We start from the raw sequence: 20267 nt of genomic DNA, 5'->3' as shown, positions 1-20267 counted from the left end.
ACAATTATATATTTTAATAAATCAGGGTTGTATACAAAATGAAGAGCTTAAAGGAATTATCCTTAAGAATTAAGAATATTAAGTCTGTACAGAAAACCACGAAAATAATGCAAATGGTTTCTGCAGCAAAGTTGTTACAAAGCCAAAAGAAGTTATTAAATTCAAAATTATATGTATCTAAGCTGCATAGCATTATTTCTTCATTAATGCTATCAGTTGATCAAGAATTACTGGCAAAAATTCTAAATGTCAGTAACGACGGTTCTTACCTAGTATTCATTATTGCGTCTGATCGTGGCTTGTGCGGCAACTTTAACTCTTCTATTGTCAAATTTAGTCAAAATAAGTTAATCGCAAATGGCAAAAAAGTAGATATTGTATTTCTTGGTAAAAAAGCTTTTGATGTAGGGAAAAATAGATTTGACTCTAAAAGTATCTTAAAAATTGAAAATAGTAAGGGAATCACGTTAAAGCACGTAGAAGCTTTGGTTGGTGGTATAGATCTAAGTAAATACGATAAAGTTAAAGTTTTTTATAGCAAATTCTATAATACCTTCACACAAAAACCAATGTTGGAAACAATAAAACCATGGAGTAAAGACTCATCCTTGATTGATAACTCTCTGGCTGGTCCAATAACAGATTACGGCTATGAGTATGAACCACAAAATATTGAATTTATTTTAAAATCTTTGGTTCAAGATTACGTTGTAATTGCTCTTTACTCTGCTTTACTTGAAAGTGCAACGAGTGAGAATAGTGCTAGAATGGTTGCTATGGAATCAGCAAACAGAAACACTAAAGAGATGCTGAACAAACTAGCATTGCTTTATAATCGTTCTCGTCAAGCAGCAATTACAACTGATTTAATTGAAGTTATAAGTGGTGCAGAGTCTTTATAAAAATCTAAGGAACAGAAAATGAATATATTAAATATTGCAGCAGATATCACTAAATTAATAAAAAAGCAGAATCAAGATGCGGAAGTTACAATATATGAAACTAATAAGACTTCAGTTTCTCAGCGTCTATCAAAAATTGAGCAGATATCACAATCTAAAAATTGCACTGTAGGAATCAGAGCTATAGCAGGTAAAAACAAAGCTGCGTATATTTCTACAAACGATTTGAATAATCTTAGTGATACGGTAAGCCAAGTGGTAGAAATGGCAAAGAATGCGCCAGAAGATCCTTGCATTAATTTTGCTGTAAATGGTAGTAATTATACCTCTTCTGTAGATTTAAGTATCTCAGATAATAATGTTGTAACCGTTGATAACCTAAAAGAAATTGCTGAAGCTGCAGAAAATTCAGCCCTCGCACATAAGAGTATCACTAATTCTGAAGGAGCCTCTTCTTCATACGCTTTAGTGAATACAGTATTATCAACTGTTTCTGGTTTTATTGGCTCGTTTAGTAAATCAACCTTTGCTAATCAGGTCTCTGTTGTTGCTGGAAGAGAAAGTGAAATGAAGGTTGGTTACGATTATGATATAGCATGTAATTTTAGTGATTTAAAGTTGCCAGAGTTAATAGGAAAAGGAGCAGCAAAAAGAGCAGTTGATCAATTGAATTCACGTACAATTAAAACTGGTAAATTTCCAGTTATTTTTGAAAAAAGAGCAGCAAAGGGGCTAATAAAAAGTTTCGCTTCTGCTATAAATGGCGACAGCATTGTGAGCAACAGTTCTTTCTTGAGGAGTAGTTTAAACGCTCAAATTTTTAATGATAGAATTAGCATTATCGATGATCCGTTATTGCCAAGAGGCATAGCATCAAGACCATTTGACGGAGAAGGGATAATTAGCAAGAAAAATATATTTGTAAAAAACGGAATATTACAAAATTGGATTTTAGACTTATACTCGGCTAAAAAATTAAACTCAGAAACAACCGGAAGTGCAACTCGTGCAAGTAATGCTGCAATTATTCCTGCAGCTAGTAACCTCTACATTGAGAATGGTAATGTATCATTTGAAGAATTAATTCAGGAAGTGAAAAAGGGAGTATATGTAACTGATTTATTTGGTTTTGGTATCAATTTAATCAATGGCGATTACAGCCAAGGCGCTTCCGGATTTTTTATAGAAAATGGAAAAATAACGTATCCAATACATGAGATTACCATTGCTAGCAATTTGAAGGATATGTTTAGCAATTTAGTAGTTGCAGATGATCTAACTTTTTGTGGGCAATTTAATTCACCGACGATTAAAGTTAGCGAAATGACGGTTGCAGGTTCGCTTAACGATTAAAAATTTTATTTGCATCAAGTGCAACAATTGTGTATTATTGTCATGTAATGTTAAGAATAGACTATGGAGTATAAAGGTTTAGTTTCAATAGCTAAGCTTAAAGCATTCTCAATCGTAATTTCAAAGTTTTTCATCACATTAGTAATATTAGTTAATAATTTAGGAGTTGTTTAAATGGAATTTGGTAATGTAAAATGGTTTAATGCCGAAAAAGGCTATGGTTTCATCAAGCCAGAAGGTAAAGGGGGTGACGTTTTTGTACATATTAGCACATTGGAACGTTCAGGAATAAGACCTGAGACACTTAAAGGAGAGAATAAAGAGAAGGGAATAAAAGGAGAAAGGGTGAGTTATGAAGTTAAAGAAGAGCGCGGTAGAAACGGAGAAGATAAAAAATCTGCAATAAACTTAAGATTGGAAGATTAATCTATTATGAAGTCTTTTAATAGGATTAACGTATTGTGAATAATTTTCATGAGATGGGTCTACCAGCTTCGCTTACACAAGCTCTAGATAAAAATAATCTTTTCGTCCCAACTCCGATTCAAATACAAGCGATTCCCTTAGCGCTACAAGGTAAAGATATTCTCGGATCTGCTCAAACGGGAACTGGAAAAACTTTGGCATTTGCTATTCCGTTGGTTGCTAAGTTGCTGAATGAGCCTAACGCTGGTTCAGCTTTAGTCATTGTGCCAACCAGGGAGCTTGCGCATCAGGTAACAAATGAGATAAAAAAACTCTTATTCCAAAATTCTGCACTAAGGGTCGCTTTGTTGATTGGTGGTGAGCCTATTTTTAAGCAGCTAAATCAGCTTCAGAAGAAACCACAAATTGTAATAGGTACTCCTGGTCGTATTATGGACCATATTGAGCGTAAAACTTTGATTACTCGCAATGTTAGCGTTCTTGTGCTTGATGAAACGGATCGTATGTTTGATATGGGCTTTGGAATTCAAATTGAAGGGATCATGAAATATCTGCCAAAAATACGGCAGACTCTTATGTTTTCTGCAACTCTTCCTAGTGATATAGTTAAACTTACTGAGAAGTACCTTAATCGACCAGAACGTATTTCTGTTGATTGTGAGGCTACAACTTCTGTAAAAATTAAGCAAGAAGTTGTTTATGCATCAGAATCAGAAAAATATGGAAAGCTTGTTATACAACTATGTCAGCGCGAAGGATCAATCATTATCTTTGTCAAAACAAAGCAAGGAGCGGATCAGCTAGCTAGCAGATTGCACAAAGATGACTATAGTGCTTTAGCAATCCATGGTGATTTAAGGCAGCACAAGCGCGAAAGGGTCATTAATTCTTTTCGTCGTGGCCGTAATCAAATCATGGTTGCAACAGATGTTGCTTCTCGCGGCCTTGATATTCCCCACATTCAACATGTTATCAATTATGATGCACCACAATCGCAAGCTGACTATATTCATCGTATAGGTAGAACTGCACGTGCTGGAGCTGAAGGGCATGCGCTATCTTTTGTTACACCTCAAGATAAGAGAAGACTGCCTGCACTGGCAGACAAAGAAGGAGAGCCAAATTTTGATTGTAGTGTGCAATTTAAAAAACGTAACAGCAAAAAGGTCTTTAAAAGGCCAAGTACGCTAAAGACTAAATACGGTAGAAAAAAGATCAATGCATTTCAGAAGAAAAGCAGAGTACTAGAAAAAGCGTATTAATATACTTTAACTATTCTTCAAAAACTCCAATAAACTTGCTGCAAAGCGAAGTGATTGGGGGATGGTAGAAAAAATATATAGCTAATCCAAACTGGATTTACCTACAACTTGATAAGCGTAAAACTCGTCATTCCGTTACTTGTTAGCGCCGCGGCGGTTGTAAGGTCACATTTGAAAAATAAAAATTTTTATTTAGTAATTTGTGTATAAAGGATATTATTTTACTGGTAGTAAAATAAATCAGAATGAAGTCTATTTTATTAACGAGGCCTTTATTGGATTCGTTCAATACAAGAAATATATTGAGAAAGTATGGATACAAAGTTTATATAGAACCAGTATTCACAATAAAGTACTTAAATCCTGATATATCTGCGCACGAATTTGACGCTGTAATATCCACAAGTAAAAACAGTGTAAAGGCTTTTAGTCAAATATGCAAAGTGGATGACTTTCCGATTATTACAGTTGGTAATTCAACCATGCAGGCTGCAAAAAATTTGGGATTTTCTGATATAATCTCAGCAGACAGCAACGTTGATGGTCTGATATCATTCATAAAAGCTCACTATTCAAGTGCAATAAAGTTCTTATATATAAGAGGACAAGAAGTATCATGTGACCTAAAAAAGAGATTATCTGAAGAAGATTTTAACGTAAGAGAAGTTGTACTCTATAAAACAATCATTAAAAGGAGTCTAACTAATAGGTGTAAAAATTTACTGTTGGATGGTAAAATTGGTAGTGTTGCTTTTTTTTCCTCACAGACAGCAAGGGTATTTTGTTCATTAGTTCTAAAAAGTGGGCTATCTCATGTGATGAATAATACAGTTGCATATACTATGAGTAAGAACATTGCTGATAGTTTAAAGTTAATCAAATGGAAAAAAATTATAACATCGAGGTTGCCTACTGGGGAGAGTTTAATTGATATAATTAATAAGGATTGTTGATGCTAAAGATTGCAACTTGGAATGTAAACTCCATACGTAAAAGAGTTAACCAACTTTGTAGTTTTATAGTTGATAGTCAGATAGATATAGTTTTGCTGCAAGAGATAAAATGTACGGAAGAGCAATTTCCTTATGCAGAGATAGAAAAGTTAGGATATGAACATGCTATCTATGGACAAGTTGCAAGAAATGGCGTTTGTGTTTTATCTAAATATCCAATACTGGAGAAGTTTAAGATTGATATCGTAGAAGGTTATCAAGAAGCGCGTTATATAGAGTGCATAATAAAGCACAATAATCAGAAGGTAAGGGTAGGAAGTGTATACGTGCCAAATGGTCAAAGCCTGGACTCTCAAGCATTTGAATATAAACTCAAGTTTTTTGATAACCTATATGAAAGGATGAGCACTTTGTTAAAGAATGAAGAGTTAACTATTATAGCTGGCGATTATAATGTTGCACCGGATGAAATTGATGTCTTTGATTCAAACTTATTGAATGGCCAAGTGTGCTTTCATATAAGAGAACGTGAGAAGTTAAGAGCAATCTTGAATCTTGGGTTTAAAGACACGTTTAGAATATCCCACCCAAATTTGCAACAATTCACTTGGTGGCATTATCAAGGCAATTCACTCAGAAATAATCAAGGAATGCGAATAGATTATATGCTGTTATCACCACAAGCTGTAGATAAATTGGAAACATGCTACATAGATGATAGATTGCGTAAGCTAGAAAATCCGTCTGACCATACTCCTGTTGTATGTGCTATAGAATAATATTAGACCTCTTACACAACTCACTTTTGGCAAACCTAGGTCTTACTTGGTTGCTGCTCTATGGTCTCTTCCCTTCGTTTGTTTTCCTTTCCTGCCCAAGATCGATCTTGCTGCTCACTCTTTTCGTTTCCCCTGTTGTTTTCCTGGGAAATTTGCTCAGGAACAGGTTGTTGTTCACTCTTTTCTTTTCCTACCGAAGTAACTTGCTCAGGAACAGGGGTGCCTTTCTCAACTCCTGTAACTGGGGTTTTTAAAATATCATCAATGCCCTCGAGAATTTTTCCATTCAGTTTTGCTCTCTTTTCTGTATCATCTTTATCTTGTGAGCTAGGGTCATACAAAGTACCTTTTTTGTTATTTGAAAAAAGACTTTTGATTGTACTTACTTCAGTCCATACAAGGAGACCACCACTAATTGCTAGTGCAATTGGGCCAGTGCCAAATATTAATGCTGAAAAAGCAAAAAGAGTAATAGGAAGTAAAGATTTACTTAAGAACGTTTTTACCATCTCTTCATCACTGAGCGGTGGTTCATCCTCTTCTTTTTTAACACCTAAAACTTTCCCGAGACCTGGTATTTTTTCTAATAATTCTCTCAAAGGTATTTTACGTTTAGCAGAATCAACAACCCAATCCCAAGCTTCTGTACCACGTATATCAGCTACACATTCAGCTACTTCTTGCTTTATTTTGCCATTCTTTAAATTCTCTTCTCTAGCTAAATTTTCTTTTTTAATTTTTTTAGATACGGAAACTAAAAACTGAAGAAAATTTTCTTCACTTAGTAACTTTATATCTTCTTGATTAATATTCTTGAATATCTCTTCTCTATTCTCAAATACAAAAGCAAAAATTTTCTTTTCATCTTCATTTTGACCCTGTAATTGACCCAACAGTTTCCCTAATGACTTCAGATCACTCTGTAATTTTTGTTTTTCTTGATCTGAAAGTTCTTCTTTCAATTTCTGTTTCTTCTTTTCTATTTCCTGTTTCGTTTGCTTTTCTGGATTTTCTAAAGTATCTAGGAAAGCACGATAGATTACCTGATGTTCCTCTTTTTCAAAAATTTTCTCATCTTCATTAGTCACCTGGGTAGGTAACTTTGGAGGTTTTGAACTTTTTACTTGTGGGCCTGTCATGACTGACCTATTTGCATTTGCTATGTTCTATTCTAACATATTTTTCGTATTAGTTCAAATGATTTATACTCAACATTACATCATGTCTGCTCATAGCCGTTCTGTCTGCACTATTTTCCTTCTGGGGTATTGTTGTAAATCTGTACTGTTTATGGCAATTTCAATATTTTCTGTATTATTTTTATCATACCTTCGGTCATTGGATGACATCTTTTTTCTTGGTACAAATTACTCTTATATCTCAGTATTCGTACAGTTATGGGCTGTGCCTTATGGGTGCAACCTGTGATGTTCTACGAGTTAGGTGACAGGAGGTAATGCAGGAAGTCTAATAACGCAGCAACACAGAACCCCAGGTTAGGCCTGCACCTATTGAAATCAGCAGTGCCAGGTTTCCTAATTTTATTTTTGATTTTTGTATTGCATAATCAAGTGCTAGTGGGATTGATGCCGCTGAGGTATTTGCATGTTGATCAACGGTATTAATCACTTTCTCTATAGGGAAATCTAACTTCTTTACTACTGCTTCAATAATACGAATATTTGCTTGATGGGGAATTAGCCAGTCAATATCAGTAATTTTCAAATTATTGCATTTCAGAGTTTCCTCTATTAAGGCTGTTAACTTATCCACTGCATGTTTAAACACTTCTCTTCCATTCATGCATATTTTTCCAGAATCACCAGTAGAGGATACCCCTCCGTTCGTACATAGTATGTCCACGTTGCCGTCAGAGTATAGGTTAGTTGATATTATACCGCTTCTACCCATTTCTGATTTCATCACCACTGCACCAGCACCATCACCAAAGAGTACACAAGTTGACCTATCTTCCCAATCAACAATCCTAGACATTATTTCAGCACCTATAACCAATGCATATTTAATTCTATTGTTAGATTTTATGAGCGAATCAGCAACTGCAACTGCATATATAAAACCAGAGCATACTGCTTGTACATCAAAAGCAAATGCGTTTTTACATTTTAACTTACTTTGTACAATCGTTGCACAGCTAGGAAAAGTTTTATCAGGAGTTGTTGTAGCAACTATAATCAAGTCAATTTCATCTACTGAAATTTTAGCTTTTTCTATAGCACTTTTTGCTGCATTTACAGCTAGATCTGACGTTAGTTCTCCTTCATCTGCTATATGCCTTTGAACTATTCCTGTTCTCTGCCTTATCCATTCATCGCTCGTCTCAACTATCGATGCAATTTCGTTGTTACTCAACATTTTTCTTGGTAGGTAAGATCCAGTGCTTAATATGAAACTTTTATTCAATATGACTTACCCCGTTAATTATCTTTTGATTTAAATTTTCACTAATTGCATTTACTGCAAATTTTATGGCATGGGCAAAAGAAATAGCATCAGAATTTCCATGACTTTTAATGATGATACCATTCAGCCCTAAAAACATAGCTCCACTTCTAATTTTGGGATTAAAACGCGTTAAAGCTTTATTTAGTTTGGATTTTAACAATATACCAACAAGCATTTTCGCTATCCACGAGTTGAATACTTCCTGCTTTATTAGATTGATAAAGGTACTAGCGGTTGCCTCAGCCGTTTTGAGCATTACATTGCCAACAAAACCATCAGCAACAATCACATCTATATTACCCTCTAAAAATTCACTTGCCTCTATATACCCTTTGAAATTAATGCCTGGAGCGTTTTTAAGCAACTCAAAAGCGCCGCGCACTGAGTCATTACCTTTAACTTCTTCTGTGCCGATATTTAGCAAAGCAACTTCAGGATTGTCAATTTTTAATGCTATTTTTGCAAATATACTACCCATTAACGCAAATTGAAATAATGAGTCGGCATTACAATCGACATTTGCACCAAGGTCAAGCAAAGCAAAGCTTTTTGTCTTAGTTGGACAGATAGAGACAATAGCAGGACGATAAATATTTGGTAATGTTCCTAAAATAAATCTGGAAATTGCCATCAATGCTCCGGTGTTGCCTGAAGACACCACTCCGAAAGCTTTACCTTCTTTCACTGCAACAATTGCAGCTTTCATACTTGAGTCTTTACGATGCCTCAGTGCAAAAGATGGCTTATCATTTGCAAGAACATTGTCAGAACAATGAGTAAATTCAGAATTGTTACTTACTTTTTTATATTTCAAAAGCAAAGGAGATACTTCTTCCTTATCTCCATAAATATGAAAAAAAACTTTAATGCCTGGGTCAACAAGGTTGTCTAAAAAAAAACCAGCACCCTGAATTACGGAAAGAGGCGCAAAATCGCCCCCCATAGCGTCAAGTGCAATAACTATATTATTATTGACCGTAGGTAACATATCATAATAGTCACTCTGCCTGTTGCTTGATGAAAACCCGTTTTCCTTTGTAACTGCCATCAACTGCTACGTTATGAGGCAACATGAATTCCCCAGTTGTTGAACACACCACAATATTCTTAGGCTCAATAGCATGATGAGAACGATGCATATTACGCCTTGACTTTGACTTTTTTCTTTTTGGAACTGCCAAAATTTCCTCCATTCTACTACAAAATACAATACATTAGTAACATGTTTTTTACAGGAAGTAAACAGGGATAGTAAAATAAGTAAGATTTGCTTATGTAATTTAAGTTATAAATCCTTTAGAGAAGATGTCATCCCAGTGCTTGACACTGGGATCCAGCTAAGTTGGTAAGCATAAAAGTAGCCGTTTTATGTTAAAATACAACGTTTTGATGATTATGAAAAAACTGGATTCCAGTGTCAGCTACTTGCATGACACCATTCTTTTTTCCGGATTCCAGCGTCACGCGCTGGAATGACATCATTTGCTATGCAAATTGCTTTTAGAAAGATAAACGTTCGTATAGTTGTGTACGGTATAAGGTAAAGTTACGTTAGCTATTGAACTTAAAACATATCTCAGCTATACTTTGCGATAAAGTTAATAAAAATTTTAATAAAATCAGTAAGACTAACCTCTAGCTAAAATGAATACAAAGTGAGCTTTTTTGATATAAATAGTGTTAGAATAATTGGTAGGTACTTTATCAATTTTTTGTTAAGGCTTGGTAGTGCATTCATATTTTTTATTCAATCTCTATACCACTGCTTCGTGCCACCATATTATTTTAGCAACATAGCAAGACAAATGATAGAGATAGGCTTTTTCTCTCTGCCAATTGTTGGGCTCACTGGAGTTTTTATAGGAGCGGCGATAGTTTTACAAAGTAGCTTGAGTGACCCATTAATTAACCAAGAACAGATAATACCCAAACTTGTTACGATCACTATCATTAAAGAGTTAGGACCAGTTTTGATCAGCTTAATAATGGTAGGAAAGGTTGGATCATCAGTTGCAGCAGAAATTGGTACGATGCGCATCACCGAACAAATAGATGCTCTTACAACTTTGAACATCAACCCTTTCAAATATTTAATTGCACCAAGGATTTTAGCGTCAATCATAGTATTTCCCATACTTACAGTATGTGCAGATCTAATAGGAATATTTGGAGGATATATCACTGCAGTCTTCGAATTTAACCACAATCTAAATATATACATTAAATACACAGCTCAGTTCTTTAATACGTACGATTTTGTAACTGGGCTAGCTAAAGCAACTGCTTTTGGCGCCATAATTTCTGTCTCAAGTTGCTATTACGGTTACCATTGCAAAGAAGGTGCACGAGGAGTAGGTGTTGCTACAACATCAACTGTTGTTTTATCGTCCATACTGATCATTTTAGCAAACTACATGATTACTTTGATACATGCGTAACCCCATAATATCAATATCGAACTTAAGCTTATCTTTTGATGACAGGACAGTACTAAAAGATCTAAATCTTGATATATCAAAAGGGGAATCATTAGTCATACTTGGTGGCTCAGGAAGCGGCAAATCTGTATTAACAAAAACAATTATCGGCTTGCTTGCTCCAGACTCAGGGTCTGTTAAAATAAATAGTAAAAGCAAAAATAAATTTGGGGTTTTATTTCAAAATTCCGCTTTATTTGACTACGTTACAGTGTGGGAAAATATATCTTTTAATTATAAAAAGCGCTTTAATATCAGCAAAAAGGAGGCAAAACAGCTAGCAATCGAGAAATTAAATGATGTTGGACTGGAGGAAAACATAGCAGATATGTTTCCAATAGAGTTGTCAGGTGGAATGAAAAAAAGAGTAGCACTTGCAAGGGCGATTGCACACAACCCAGAAATCATCATATTGGATGAACCAACTTCAGGATTGGACCCAATTATGTCAGATATAGTAAACGAGATAATAATAAAATTATCTAAAGACTTTAACCCTACAATTATCACGATTACACATGATATTCATAGCGCATTTAAAATAGCTGATAAAATAGCAGTATTATATGAAGGGGAGATCATTTCCCATGGAACTGTTCAGGAAATACAAAATACTAATAACGAATATATAAAAAAATTCATTCATTATATATAGCTAAAGATATATACACTATTGCTAACAGTCATATTTTTAAGTTTTAACTTTGTAAAAGGTAGTGGACATTGGAATTCAGATTTTTTTCAAACTGGATCCTATATAAGATAACAGAATTGTTTGTATTAGCTATATTCAAAAGCTCTATTGATATTTTGCAATATTTGTGATAAAATAATAACTTAAGGTTGAGAATAAAAACTTATGAGTGAAGCTCAAGGTCCAAACATTGCAGAATGGCAAGCGCAGCAGCAACACCAAGAGGCTGCTGGTGAAAAAAGTGGTTTTGGTCTTGGTCATAGTGACTCTGTTTCAACAGTTGTCGATGGAATGAAATGGTTGTTCAACTTTCATGAAGGAGCAATTGCTGCTTATAGTAACGTGTTTGAAGGTTTAGTGAGTGGTAGTAGTCTAGTAACATTGTTTGGAAAGTCAGGTAATATGTTTGGCATAAAATTTCTTGAAGGCCTTGCAGAATATTTTTCAGGTGGAGGTGGGGAAGATATGCCATCAGAAGGAATGGATATGGCTCATGGTGATGATGGACATCACTCAGATGATTACCCTCATGCCAATAACGAAATAGCTCATAATGCTGATGGTTTGCAAGACATGCATGATGCAGGTGATCACCATGGTCAATCTTTTTCACCTGGTCCTTCACCATCTGTTGGCGATGACCACGGACATGAACTTGGTTAAACACTTAAAAACTATTGAATAGTTGGGTTCGCAAGAAAAGTTGCTATTGTTATGAGTTTGTCTTAGTGAAAAAGGTTTCAGTTTTAGGGTCAACAGGAAGTGTTGGAAAAAAGACTGTAGATTTGCTCTCAAAGAGAAAAGAAGAATACCAAGTGGAAGCACTAAGTGCCCATTCGAACTTTGCTCTACTGGCACACCAAGCAAAACTGCTAAATGCAAAATATGTTGCTATCTCCGATGAAAGGCTTTACAAAGATTTGAAAGAAAGTTTACTTGGTACAGATGTAAAAATAGCAATTGGTGCTACAAATGTTGCTGCTATACCTGTTGATCTCTCAGTTGTTGCAATAGTTGGCATTGCAGGCCTTGGGCCAGTTATGGAAGTTATAGAAAGCGGTACCAAAGTCATTGCATTGGCAAACAAAGAAAGCATTGTTTGCGGTGGAAAGTTATTACTCAAAAAAGCTAAAGAAAAAAATGTACAAATAATCCCTATTGACTCTGAGCACAACGCAATTTTTCAAATTTTGCAAAATGACGACAAATGCGTAGAAAAGATCATACTTACTGCTTCTGGTGGACCATTCTTAAATTATAGCCTTGAGCAATTAAGAAATGTTATGGTAGATAAGGCGCTTAGTCACCCCACTTGGAATATGGGAAAGAAAATCTCGGTTGATAGCGCAACAATGATGAATAAGGCACTAGAGATAATAGAAGCACATAACTTGTTTAACATCAGCCCGGATAAAATTGAAGCAATAGTGCATCCTGAGTCAATAGTACATGGAATCGTAGTTTATAAGGATGGTTTCAACTTTGCTGTGCTTGCAGAGACTGACATGGCAATTCCTATTTCATATGCTCTATCTTGGCCGGAAAGATCAGCTTTAAATTATAAACTAGACCTAACAAAGCAAGGAAAATTGACCTTTCAAGAGCCAGACCATAAGCATTTCCCTGTGCTAAAGCTTAGCATGGAAGTGTTAAACTCTTCTACTCCACAAGCAAATAGTATTGTGCTCAATGCTGCAAATGAAATAGCTGTTAATGAATTTTTGAAGTCACGAATCGGCTTTTTGGAAATAGTAGAGGTAGTGGAATCAACAATGGAAAGTTTTGGTAGTTATACCGATATTAATTCACTATCTGATATAATAAATATTGATTGTGAAAGTCGTATTATTGCTCACAAAATTGTTGAAAGTAAAGTTGTTGCGTATAGCTAGAGTAATGTAACCAGACTGCATTCTGTGATTTTTTTTTTAGCAAAACACGATACACAATCGTCATTCCGCTACTAGTTAGCGGAATCTATGCCGAGATACCGCGAATGAATCGCGGTATGACGGTTCTCGGTGGTATAGTAATTCGTCATCCCGCTGCTTGTTAGCGGGATCTAGAGATACCGCGGCGGTATGACGGTTCGCGGCGGCATAGCTATAGCTATCTTCAAAAATATGGTTGAATAATTGTGTGTATAATTATTAATATTTTTAAGCACTTTGGCTATGGCTTTATCTAAGTTTCTCGACCCTAAGCTGGACTTGACCTTCAAAAAAATATTTGGCACTGAAAAAAATAAGAATATTCTCATACATTTTTTGAATGATATTTTAGGATTTACCGAGATAAATACTATACAAGAAGTGGAATTCCTCAGTACTATAATGGATCCTGAAATTGCATCTGATAAGCAAAGTATAGTTGATGTTCTTTGCAGGGATTCTAGTGGGGCCAGGTATGTGATTGCAATGCAGCTTACTCGCGATAAAGGCTTCGAAAAACGAGCTCAACTGTATGCTGCTAAGGCTTACTCAAGACAATTAGATAAATCTGGTAAGTACATTGATTTAAAGAAGGTTTTCTTTATTGCTATCTCTAATTGTAATTTATTTCCTGATAAGCTTGATTATATATCCAGCCACACTATAAGAGATGAGAAAACCAATGAGCATGACTTAAAAGATTTTCAATTTGTATTTATTGAACTACCTAAATTTCCTAAGAATAAGGAAGAACAGCTAGAAAGCATAGTGGATCGTTGGTTATTTTTCTTCAAATATGCAGATGAAACTACGGAAGAAGACTTAAGGAAAATAGCAGAAAAAGCACCAATAATAAAGTTAGCCTACGATGAATTAGACAGGTTTAGCTGGAATGAAAAAGATTTAGTAGCTTACGAAGAAAGAATAATGGATCTACGCAAAGAAGAAGCCATTAGACTTCTTTCAAAATTGTTAGAGGGAGTGTAAGATGAAGTATTTGAAAGCATGAAATATAAGGAAATAGAAAAGTTAGAAGGAGAAAAGTTTCGACGTTTAACAGGGGTAAAAAAAGCAACATTTGAGCGAATGGTAGAAATTCTAGAAGTGGAGGATAAAAGAAAAAAAGCTAGAAGTGGAAGAAAAAGTAAACTTTGCATAGAAGACAGGCTACTTATGGCACTGGAATATATAAGAGAATATCGTACATATTTTCATATTGGGCAAAGCTATGGCATGAGTGAAAGTAACAGTTTTAAAATAATAAGATAGGTAGAAGACATATTAATAAAACATCCAGATTTTGCATTACCAGGAAAAAAAGAGCTATTAAAGAGTGATGTAGAATATGAAGTTTTAGTAATAGACGGAACTGAAACGCCAGTAGAGAGACCAAAAAAAAGCAAAAGCCCTTCTACTCTGGAAAGAAAAAAAGGCATACTATAAAAACACAAATAGTAACAGAGAAGAAGAGTAAAAAAGTCATATGCACATCTTTCTCGAATGGTAGAAAACACGATTTTCGGATGTTTAGAGAATCAAAGGTAGCAATATTACCGGACACCAAAATCTTAGCTGATGCCGGCTACAGGGGAATGCAGAAGATACACAAAAATGTTGTATTACCGCACAGGAAAATGAAAAAGAATCCGTTAAGCAAAGAACAAAAAAAAGAGAACAGGGCACTTATGAGCCAAAGGGCAATTGTTGAAAACGTAATTGGCTTATTGAAAAGGTTTAAAATCATCTCGGACAGGTATAGAAACCGACGAAAACGTTTTGGTTTAAGGTTTAATTTGATTGCTGCAATTCACAATTTTGAGCTCCATACATGAATTTTGAAAGAAGTCTATTCTTGAATACAGACTTGACCTTGCTACTGAAAAAGGCATCAAAATTGGTAAAGAGGAAGGGAAAATTGAAGGGAAAATTGAAGTCGCAAAAGCAATGCTGGCTAATAATGTTGATATCAACACTATTGTCAAGTTTACTGGCCTTTCTATTAGTGAGATTGAAGAATTAAGTGTGAACGGTACAGAGTAATTTCAAAGTGCATTTGCAGTTGGAACGGATACATTTAATGAGAGTCCCATTTCACGGTGTTCAAATCTACTCCTTCTTGTACCATCTCCCAAAGTGGGCTCATTTCTCTCAGTCGGCCAACATTTTTAGCAACAAGATCTGCTGCATACAAAACTTCTTCTTTAGTTGTAAATCGGCCTAGGCCAAATCTAATTGATGAATGCTCAAGGTCATGGCCATTATTTAGCGACCGTACTACATAGGAAGGCTCAAGAGACGCAGACGTGCACGCAGAACCAGAACTTACTGCTAAATCCTTGATTGCCATGATGAGAGACTCACCCTCAACATAGGGAAAGCTCAAGTTTAGGTTGCCAGGAATTCTATTTTCATAATCACCATTTAAAACGATATCAGGAAACGCTTCTTTTATCTTGTTATACAAAATATCCCTTAATTCTTCCACTCTAGTTGTTTCTTTTTTCATTTCTTCTCTAGCAATACGTGCCGCTTCACCAAAACCAACTGCAAGAGGTGTTGGAACTGTTCCAGAACGCATGCCTCTTTCCTGTCCACCACCACTAATTAGTGGTATCAGCCTAACACGAGGATTCTTTCTACGTACATATAATGCACCTATTCCCATAGGTCCATAAATTTTGTGGCTAGAGAGACTCATGAGATCAATGCACATCTCATTAACATCAATTGGAACTTTTCCAAAGCTTTGAGCTGCATCTGTATGGAAGAATATATTATGCTTTCTGCATATTTTACCAATCTCCTTTACAGGCTGAATTACTCCGATTTCATTATTTACCATCATCACTGAAACCAGGATTGTTTTATCAGTAATTGCTTCCTCAAGCTTTGATAAATCTATAATTCCGTTTTGCTTAACAGGCAAATATGTAACTTTAAAGCCTTCATTTTCCAGATGCCGACAAGAATCCAGAACACACTTATGCTCCGTGCAGACAGTTATTATATGATTTCCTTTATTTTTATAAAAGTGAGCAACACCCTTGATTGCCGTATTATTTGACTCAGTTGCACCTGAGGTAAAGATAATTTCTTTGCTATCTGCGTTCACCAGATCAGCGATATGTTTCCTTGCTTTTTCCACTGCTTCTTCAGCAGTCCAACCAAATGAATGGCTGCGAGAGTGTGCATTACTGAACTCACCAAAGTAAGGTATCATCACCTCTAAAACACGGGGATCTACTTTAGTAGTAGATTGATAATCAAGAAATATTGGTAATTTTATTTTAGCATCATGTATTTTTTTACTTTCAACATTCATAAAGCTACCACAGAGACAAAATTTACAACTATTTAATAGCACTAAAACTTAATTTTTTCAAGATATAATCTTGCATCAAGTACAAAAGTGTCATCCAAGTAGCTAACACTGGAATTCAGGAAAAAGAATGGTGTCACCCAAGTAGCTGACTACTTGGATCTGGTAGGCTCAAATCACAATGCCCGTAAAGCTGCGACCCTAGAGGTACTGTTTCTCACCCACTGCAAATATTGCACGGTACTATCCACTTGGTCGTCGTGGCGCGTTTCTGGGAACATTAAAATTTCATACTCAAAATCATTCAGCCATACTGCTTGGTGCGGCAGAAAAACCTTGCCAGACTCTATAGTCGGAACAATTTGATAAAATCGAGTGAGTTTGTCATCATGTGGCATTATTTCGATAATTGGTAAATCACTATTTGCTTTTAGCTCTTGCACCAATTGCTGACCACTTGTTTTTGCTTCGATTAAAATTGCGTGTGGTGTCCATCTTGCTGCTAAGGACAAAACTTGCTCTTTAAGCTTTGGATACTCAAGCTTTGCGCGATATACATCAAGTAAATAGAATTTATTGCCCACTTTTGTCCAGGTGGTGCAGACGCTAAAGTTGCTCATGCTGCTTGTTGAAACTGCAGTGTCCCAGCTCTGAGTGACATATGAGAGACTATCAGGAAAATTTCTATAGCGCTTCAACCACTCTCGTTTAATTATACCACTTGAAAGTGGCAGAGGGTTCTGTTGATATTGTGCAGCAAAAGCGTAACTCCCAAGTTCAACCTTTATCATCTCAACTTCTTCTTTTCCTCCATCGAGGGGATATAGCAACTGACCTTCTTCTCTTGAGTATAATATTACGGGTGGTGTCATTCTAGCACTTGATGCTGTAATCCAGCTTTTGTACTCATTTGTAGTTACTCGGGTGACAGGAACAAGAAAAGGAGGCGCTGGCTTTTTGATTGAATAGATAATCTCCTTATTTTCAGATATCATCGGTAAACAAGTATGGTTCCATATGTTTTTCGGTTTGGAGAGAAGGTGCCCGGTTAAATCTTCTTGATGTAGCCTATGCATCACAAGAACAATTACTCCTTTTTTTCTATTGTTGAGCCTGGCTACTAAAGTCTGGTCAAACCAGTTTGTAGCACGCTTTCTAAACGTTTCACTCAAAGCTTGGGTGGGACTCAGTGGATCATCCACGATGATGAAATCACCACCTTCACCTGTTAACGTCCCTCCAACGGACGTTGCGATTCTAAATCCTCTCTGCACTGTTTGAAATTTGTATTTGGTATTCTGATCTTTGGATAGTTCTATCTCTGGAAATAGCGCTCTATACCAACTAGACTGCATCACGCACCTGGTGTCGAGCGAGTGCTTTTCGCTGAGCCGCTGAGAATAACTTGCAACTATTATTCTCGCAGTTGGTTGGTTTCCCAGTATCCATGCAGGCCACGCAACACTCACGCACAGGGACTTCATTGAACGCGGAGGCATATTGAATATTATTCGTTTCACTTCACCAGCGCTCGCCGCTTCCAGCCTATCTGCTATGACTTTTATGTACCGATAATTATTATACTCACATCCCGGCACTACCGTTTGAAAGCATAACTCAATGAATTTTAGAAAGTTCATGATATAATGTTGAAACCAACGCGTGACGCTGGGATGACAAAAAAAGGAGCACTGGAATGACACCTTCCTGCCCAGTTCATGTTGCTATAAATATTAAGGAATTTACCAAACGAAAAAAAAGGCAAAAGAAACCCTAGGGTAGCTAGTTATTCACTATCCATTTTTAAATCGGCGTTTTTTGATGTTTTAAATGCTTTATAAGCGCATTTCAGCTTATATTAGGTAAAAACCTAGAATTTTATAAAGACATAAGGTGCACATAGTGCAAAAAATTAAACATGGGACGCCAGATACGTGAGTTTTTTTGTCATTTAATCTGTACAGAGAAGATAAATAAATAGCTTCAGTTTCATGATAAGAGGGCTGGCGGAGTTTGTCAAGTAAGTTTTACATTTAATTCTAGTTTCGTTTTATGCCAGTTTCACACGCTGGAATGACACCCTTTTGGATGGAAATCAGTGCTAATTGTTCTGCCGCAATTTTGCTCTATCACACTTGCCACATTTAATATTCCAGCTTCGTCGTAATAATTTCCAATTACTTGCAAGGCAAGTGGTAAACCCTCATTGGAGAGCCCAACGGGAACAGAAATAGCAGGCAATCCTGCCAGACTTGCTGGCACAGTAAACACATCATTGATGCACATAATTAGCGGATCTGGCTTTTCATTTAAGCCAAAAGCTTCTGTTGGAGCAGATGGCACAAGTATGTAATCTATTTTTTCAAACGCTTTTATAAAATCATTTCTGATTAATGCCCTGATACACTGTGCTTTTTCGCAATATTCATTGTAATGACCTGAGGAAAGCGCATAAGCACCAATTAAAATTCTTCTTTTCACCTCTTTACCGAAACCTTCTGCTCTTGTTAGTGAATACATTTCTTCAAGGGTATCAGCATCAACCCTGAACCCATAACGCACACCGTCATAACGAGCAAGATTGGACGAAGTTTCAGCAGAACAAATTAAATAATAGACTGGTATTGCATATTTAGTATGTGGCAGAGTAACGTCAACAACTTCAGCGCCATTTTCTTTTAAATAGGAAGCAACTTTCTCCCAATTATGGACTATTTCCTCTGAAATTCCATCCATCCTATATTCTTTTGGTATACCAATACGCTTACCCTTGACATCGCCATTTATAAAGCTAGAAAATTTAGGCACTGGCTTTTCGCTTGATATTGAATCTTTTGTATCATAGCCACAAATTGCTTCCAGCATTAATGCTGAATCAGAGACAGAACGAGTAATGACTCCTGCTTGATCTAGAGAACTCGCAAATGCAATCATACCAAAACGCGAGCATCTTCCATAAGTTGGCTTTATTCCAACTACTCCACAATAAGCTGCTGGTTGGCGTACAGATCCACCGGTGTCACTCCCTAGTGCTCCAGCGCATAAAAATCCAGCCACCGATGCTGCAGATCCACCAGATGATCCACCAGGAACAACTTTTTCCCCATCACTTTTTCTAATCCACACATTTTCAACAGGGCCAAAATAGCTGTTTGTGTTCGCAGAACCCATAGCAAATTCATCCATATTAAGCTTACCGAGCATGGCTGCTCCACTTTTTAAAAGCAAGTCAGATACTGTAGATTCATAAGTCGGAACGAAATTTTCCAGCATTCTTGAGCATGCTGTTGTTTTTATTCCTTTTGTACAGAATAGATCTTTGATGCCAACTGGTATACCCATGAGCGGCGAGATTAAATCATCCTTTTGCCTAGAGAAATGTTCATCTGCAGCTTTAGCAGCTTTCATTGCTATCTCTGGGGTTTTTGTTATAAATGCATTTAATTTCTCATTTTCAACCGCACTAATGTGCGCCTTTACAAGTTCAACGGCAGAAAAACTCTTTTTTTTGAGCCCGTCATGCATTTGTGTAATACTTAACTTTCTTAGTTCATTCATCAATATTTAATTTTTAGCAAGACGTTAATTATAACATAGTACGATAAAAAATCCATACATTTATAGTTACAGCTAGAAATGAGATAATATTGCTGTATATGAGGCAAAACTGCATATAGCTTTCAAAATATAACATTCGTACATTTT

17 protein-coding genes and 3 pseudogenes are annotated in these 20267 nt (G+C 36.0%); 13 read left to right on the top strand and 7 right to left on the bottom strand.

All coding sequences use genetic code 11. The features are described 5' to 3' along the window. Nucleotides 1–38: 38 nt before the first annotated feature. The 6 genes from atpG to AABM58_RS04370 all read left to right on the top strand — a co-directional run bounded on the left by atpG (nucleotide 39) and on the right by AABM58_RS04370 (nucleotide 5675). Nucleotides 39–902: an ATP synthase F1 subunit gamma gene (atpG, locus tag AABM58_RS04395; RefSeq protein WP_338406471.1), complete on the top strand. Its 864-nt coding sequence runs from the start codon at nucleotides 39–41 to the stop codon at nucleotides 900–902. 18 nt (nucleotides 903–920) lie between these two features. Next, the gene (locus AABM58_RS04390) at nucleotides 921–2255 is read left to right on the top strand and encodes a TldD/PmbA family protein (protein ID WP_338406470.1); all 1335 of its coding nucleotides are present in this window, start codon (nucleotides 921–923) and stop codon (nucleotides 2253–2255) included. 174 nt (nucleotides 2256–2429) lie between these two features. Beyond that, entirely contained in the window at nucleotides 2430–2681 is a 252-nt protein-coding gene (locus tag AABM58_RS04385) for a cold-shock protein (RefSeq protein ID WP_064124857.1), read from the top strand. A 35-nt stretch (nucleotides 2682–2716) separates the two neighbouring features. Beyond that, nucleotides 2717–3943, top strand: a complete 1227-nt coding sequence (locus tag AABM58_RS04380) for a DEAD/DEAH box helicase (protein WP_338406469.1) — start codon at nucleotides 2717–2719, stop codon at nucleotides 3941–3943. A gap of 245 nt (nucleotides 3944–4188) precedes the next feature. After that, complete coding sequence (locus tag AABM58_RS04375; RefSeq protein WP_338406468.1) at nucleotides 4189–4896, top strand: uroporphyrinogen-III synthase; 708 nt, start codon at nucleotides 4189–4191, stop codon at nucleotides 4894–4896. Next, complete coding sequence (locus AABM58_RS04370) at nucleotides 4896–5675, top strand: exodeoxyribonuclease III (protein WP_338406467.1); 780 nt, start codon at nucleotides 4896–4898, stop codon at nucleotides 5673–5675. The genes AABM58_RS04375 and AABM58_RS04370 overlap by 1 nt, the downstream gene beginning before the upstream one ends. 35 nt (nucleotides 5676–5710) lie before the next feature. Here AABM58_RS04370 and AABM58_RS04365 read toward each other — a convergent pair whose 3' ends face one another. From AABM58_RS04365 to rpmF, 4 genes are all read right to left on the bottom strand, one after another. After that, nucleotides 5711–6814, bottom strand: a complete 1104-nt coding sequence (locus AABM58_RS04365) for a hypothetical protein (protein WP_338406466.1) — start codon at nucleotides 6812–6814, stop codon at nucleotides 5711–5713. A 328-nt stretch (nucleotides 6815–7142) separates the two neighbouring features. Then, the gene (locus tag AABM58_RS04360; protein WP_338406465.1) at nucleotides 7143–8099 is read right to left on the bottom strand and encodes a beta-ketoacyl-ACP synthase III; all 957 of its coding nucleotides are present in this window, start codon (nucleotides 8097–8099) and stop codon (nucleotides 7143–7145) included. Continuing rightward, complete coding sequence (gene plsX, locus AABM58_RS04355; protein WP_338406900.1) at nucleotides 8092–9129, bottom strand: phosphate acyltransferase PlsX; 1038 nt, start codon at nucleotides 9127–9129, stop codon at nucleotides 8092–8094. The genes AABM58_RS04360 and plsX overlap by 8 nt, the downstream gene beginning before the upstream one ends. 10 nt (nucleotides 9130–9139) lie before the next feature. Beyond that, nucleotides 9140–9322: a 50S ribosomal protein L32 gene (gene rpmF, locus AABM58_RS04350; RefSeq protein ID WP_041573607.1), complete on the bottom strand. Its 183-nt coding sequence runs from the start codon at nucleotides 9320–9322 to the stop codon at nucleotides 9140–9142. Between the two features lie 474 nt (nucleotides 9323–9796). On the opposite strand from rpmF, the gene AABM58_RS04345 reads away from it, so the two are divergent. The 7 genes and pseudogenes from AABM58_RS04345 to AABM58_RS04315 form a co-directional block, all read left to right on the top strand. Next, nucleotides 9797–10579 (top strand): MlaE family ABC transporter permease, encoded by a 783-nt coding sequence (locus AABM58_RS04345; RefSeq protein ID WP_338406464.1) that lies wholly within the window; start codon nucleotides 9797–9799, stop codon nucleotides 10577–10579. Continuing rightward, a complete protein-coding gene (locus tag AABM58_RS04340) occupies nucleotides 10572–11273 on the top strand; it encodes an ABC transporter ATP-binding protein (protein WP_338406463.1) in 702 nt (233 codons plus the stop codon). Before AABM58_RS04345 ends, AABM58_RS04340 begins: the two co-directional genes overlap by 8 nt. A gap of 204 nt (nucleotides 11274–11477) precedes the next feature. Further along, the gene (locus AABM58_RS04335) at nucleotides 11478–11975 is read left to right on the top strand and encodes a hypothetical protein (RefSeq protein ID WP_007548965.1); all 498 of its coding nucleotides are present in this window, start codon (nucleotides 11478–11480) and stop codon (nucleotides 11973–11975) included. 65 nt (nucleotides 11976–12040) lie between these two features. Next, a complete protein-coding gene (gene dxr, locus AABM58_RS04330; protein WP_338406462.1) occupies nucleotides 12041–13204 on the top strand; it encodes a 1-deoxy-D-xylulose-5-phosphate reductoisomerase in 1164 nt (387 codons plus the stop codon). 282 nt (nucleotides 13205–13486) lie between these two features. Beyond that, nucleotides 13487–14197: pseudogene (locus tag AABM58_RS04325) on the top strand (Rpn family recombination-promoting nuclease/putative transposase); the annotation flags it as partial. Between the two features lie 51 nt (nucleotides 14198–14248). Then, nucleotides 14249–15075: pseudogene (locus AABM58_RS04320) on the top strand (IS5 family transposase). A gap of 7 nt (nucleotides 15076–15082) precedes the next feature. After that, nucleotides 15083–15283: pseudogene (locus AABM58_RS04315) on the top strand (Rpn family recombination-promoting nuclease/putative transposase); the annotation flags it as partial. Between the two features lie 34 nt (nucleotides 15284–15317). On the opposite strand, the gene AABM58_RS04310 reads toward AABM58_RS04315, so the two are convergent. From AABM58_RS04310 to gatA, 3 genes are all read right to left on the bottom strand, one after another. Further along, nucleotides 15318–16565, bottom strand: a complete 1248-nt coding sequence (locus tag AABM58_RS04310) for an IscS subfamily cysteine desulfurase (RefSeq protein WP_338406461.1) — start codon at nucleotides 16563–16565, stop codon at nucleotides 15318–15320. Between the two features lie 173 nt (nucleotides 16566–16738). Continuing rightward, complete coding sequence (gene terL / locus AABM58_RS04305; RefSeq protein WP_338406460.1) at nucleotides 16739–18202, bottom strand: phage terminase large subunit; 1464 nt, start codon at nucleotides 18200–18202, stop codon at nucleotides 16739–16741. Between the two features lie 421 nt (nucleotides 18203–18623). Beyond that, complete coding sequence (gene gatA, locus AABM58_RS04300; protein WP_338406459.1) at nucleotides 18624–20120, bottom strand: Asp-tRNA(Asn)/Glu-tRNA(Gln) amidotransferase subunit GatA; 1497 nt, start codon at nucleotides 20118–20120, stop codon at nucleotides 18624–18626. Between the last annotated feature and the right edge of the window lie 147 nt (nucleotides 20121–20267).

The sequence above is a fragment of the Wolbachia endosymbiont (group A) of Longitarsus flavicornis genome, assembly GCF_963931955.1.
Lineage (GTDB): Bacteria > Pseudomonadota > Alphaproteobacteria > Rickettsiales > Anaplasmataceae > Wolbachia.
Note: the sequence above shows the minus strand (reverse complement) of the source record. Positions and strands in the feature narration are given on the sequence as shown.

Coding starts and splice junctions, on each gene's coding strand:
- atpG (WP_338406471.1), top strand. CDS start 39: ATGAAGAGCTTAAAGGAATTATCCTTAAGAATTAAGAATATTAAGTCT.
- AABM58_RS04340 (WP_338406463.1), top strand. CDS start 10,572: ATGCGTAACCCCATAATATCAATATCGAACTTAAGCTTATCTTTTGAT.
- gatA (WP_338406459.1), bottom strand. CDS start 20,120: ATGAATGAACTAAGAAAGTTAAGTATTACACAAATGCATGACGGGCTC.
- AABM58_RS04385 (WP_064124857.1), top strand. CDS start 2,430: ATGGAATTTGGTAATGTAAAATGGTTTAATGCCGAAAAAGGCTATGGT.
- AABM58_RS04310 (WP_338406461.1), bottom strand. CDS start 16,565: ATGAATGTTGAAAGTAAAAAAATACATGATGCTAAAATAAAATTACCA.
- AABM58_RS04335 (WP_007548965.1), top strand. CDS start 11,478: ATGAGTGAAGCTCAAGGTCCAAACATTGCAGAATGGCAAGCGCAGCAG.
- AABM58_RS04375 (WP_338406468.1), top strand. CDS start 4,189: ATGAAGTCTATTTTATTAACGAGGCCTTTATTGGATTCGTTCAATACA.
- AABM58_RS04365 (WP_338406466.1), bottom strand. CDS start 6,814: ATGACAGGCCCACAAGTAAAAAGTTCAAAACCTCCAAAGTTACCTACC.
- AABM58_RS04390 (WP_338406470.1), top strand. CDS start 921: ATGAATATATTAAATATTGCAGCAGATATCACTAAATTAATAAAAAAG.
- terL (WP_338406460.1), bottom strand. CDS start 18,202: ATGAACTTTCTAAAATTCATTGAGTTATGCTTTCAAACGGTAGTGCCG.
- AABM58_RS04370 (WP_338406467.1), top strand. CDS start 4,896: ATGCTAAAGATTGCAACTTGGAATGTAAACTCCATACGTAAAAGAGTT.
- plsX (WP_338406900.1), bottom strand. CDS start 9,129: ATGTTACCTACGGTCAATAATAATATAGTTATTGCACTTGACGCTATG.